The sequence below is a fragment of the Paenibacillus sp. NRS-1781 genome, from assembly GCF_050467745.1.
Taxonomy (GTDB): Bacteria; Bacillota; Bacilli; order Paenibacillales; family Paenibacillaceae; genus Paenibacillus; species Paenibacillus terrae_A.
Genome location: NZ_JBITPI010000090.1, coordinates 1 through 2357 on the forward strand (window position 1 = coordinate 1; position 2357 = coordinate 2357).

The 2357-nt window shown below is 50.6% G+C and carries 1 protein-coding gene; it reads left to right on the top strand.

The features are described 5' to 3' along the window. On the top strand, positions 1 to 2357 hold a 2357-nt coding region (locus tag ACIFO6_RS23795; protein ID WP_430044473.1), incomplete at both ends, for a condensation domain-containing protein.

Consider the following 2357-nt stretch of genomic DNA (forward strand, 5'->3'; position numbering starts at 1 on the left):
ATTATTACCGGCACCGGAAGGTAGCCTGCAAACGGGGGCGGATTATGCCGCACCACAAACCTGGGTGGAATCCAAGCTGGCGCAAATCTGGCAGGACGTGCTGGGCTTGGAGCAAGTCGGTGTAAAAGAGAACTTCTTCGAGATTGGTGGACATTCGCTGCGAGCGACGACGCTGGTCTCAAAGATCCACAAGGAATTGAATAAATCGCTTCCCCTGCGTAGCATTTTTGAAGCACCGACGATTGAACAGCTGGCGGCCATCATTGAACAATTGGATCAAGAGATGTATGCGTCCATTTCAGTGACGGAAGAACGTTCGTTCTACCCTTTGTCCTCGGCACAAAAACGGATGTATGTGCTGTACCGAATTGATCCGAACGATGTAAACTACAACATACCCGCCGTGTTCCAGTTAAGTGGCCCGCTGAATGTGAAAAGGGTAGAAGACGTGTTCCGACAGTTGGTTTCACGTCATGCAGCTTTCCGCACCAGCTTTGAACTGGTGAACAATGAACCCGTGCAACGGATTCAAAAAACCGTACCATTCGAGGTCGAGTATGCGAAGGTACAGGCAGGGCGTGTAGTAACGCATACAGAAGCTGATCAACAAATTCATGTGCAAATCTCTGATCGTGATACAGTGTTTGAGCAGCAATCAGTAGTGTCTGAGCAGCTTGTAAGCCGAGAAGTGCAAGATTGGGTTCAACGTTTTGTACGTCCATTCGATCTCCAAGCTGCACCGTTGCTACGGGTATCCTTGCTGGATCTGGGTATACAAGGGGGAGAACAAGAACAGCAACATCTGATAATGCTCGATATGCACCATATTATCTCAGATGGTGTATCAGCAGGCGTATTGACTAAAGAATTTGTACGCTTATACAGCGGTGAGGTATTGCCTCCGTTACGGCTTCAATACAAAGACTATGCCGTATGGCAGCAAGGTGAAACACGGCAGGATTGGATGAAACGACAGGAGACGTTCTGGTTAGATAACTTCCGGGGTGAGCTGCCCGTACTGGATCTGCCAACCGACTTTACCCGCCCGGCGGTGCGGAGCACGGCAGGAGATACAGTGGTATTCAGACTGGAACGTGAAGTCAGCGAGCGCTTGAAAGAGCTGGCAGCACAGACAGGTTCGACGCTGTATATGGTGCTTCTGGCGGCTTATACAGCACTTCTGCATCATTACACTGGACAGGAAGACATCATTGTCGGTACCCCAATTGCGGGAAGACCGTATGCCGATCTAGAGCCAATTATCGGAATGTTTGTCGGAACACTAGCCATGCGCAACTATCCAACTGTAGCGCAACCGTTCCGCCACTACGTGGAGGATGTGAAAGCCCGAGCCTTGCAAGCGTATGAGCATCAGGATTATCCGTTTGAGGAACTGGTGGAAAAACTGAATGTGAAACGGGATATGAGCCGTAACCCACTGTTTGATACGATGTTTGTTCTACAAAACACGGAACAAGGCGAGCTGAAACTGCCAGACATCAGCTTCCGGCCATTTGGCATGGAGCAGGTCCCGGCAAAGTTCGACTTGACGCTGGAAGCCAGCGAAGAAGAGGATGGAATTCAATTCGGTTTGCAATATGCGACATCCTTGTATAAACGGGAAACGGTTGAGCAGATCACGCGCCACTTTATACAATTGGCTGAAACCATTGCGACGAATCCAGATAAGACATTGGGTGAGCTGGATTTATTGAGTGAGCAGGAACGCGAGCAAATCCTTCGCGTGTGGGGAAATACGGCGGCTGAGTATCCGAGTGAACAAACGATTCATGGCTTGTTTGAAGCACAAGCTTTGCAGACACCGGGGCAGGCAGCATTGTTCTTCGAAGGAGAGCAGTTGACCTACCACGAGCTGAACGAGCGGGCCAACCGACTGGCTCGAATCTTGCGGAGTCACGGCGTGACGACAGACCGTTTGGTCGGTCTGATGACCGAGCGTTCCGTGGATATGATTGTGGGGATGTTCGGGATTATGAAGGCCGGAGGCGCATATATCCCCATTGATCCGACGTATCCAGAAGAACGTATCCGTTACATGCTGGATGATTCGGGTGCGGATCTCTTGTTAACCCAAAGCCATCTGGTGGAAAAGGCGGCCTTCGGCGGTCAGGTTCTGGTGCTGGATGGAGAAGAGAAAGTATATCACGAAGATGGATCGAATCTGGAGCCAGTGTCTGGCCCGAACGATCTGGCGTATGTGATCTACACGTCGGGAACGACAGGCAAGCCCAAAGGAGTTATGGTGGAGCACCGCGGGCCGTGCAACCTGAAAACCTATTTTGATCAGACGCTGCACATTGGATTGTCAGATCATATCCTGATGTTTGCCAGCTATT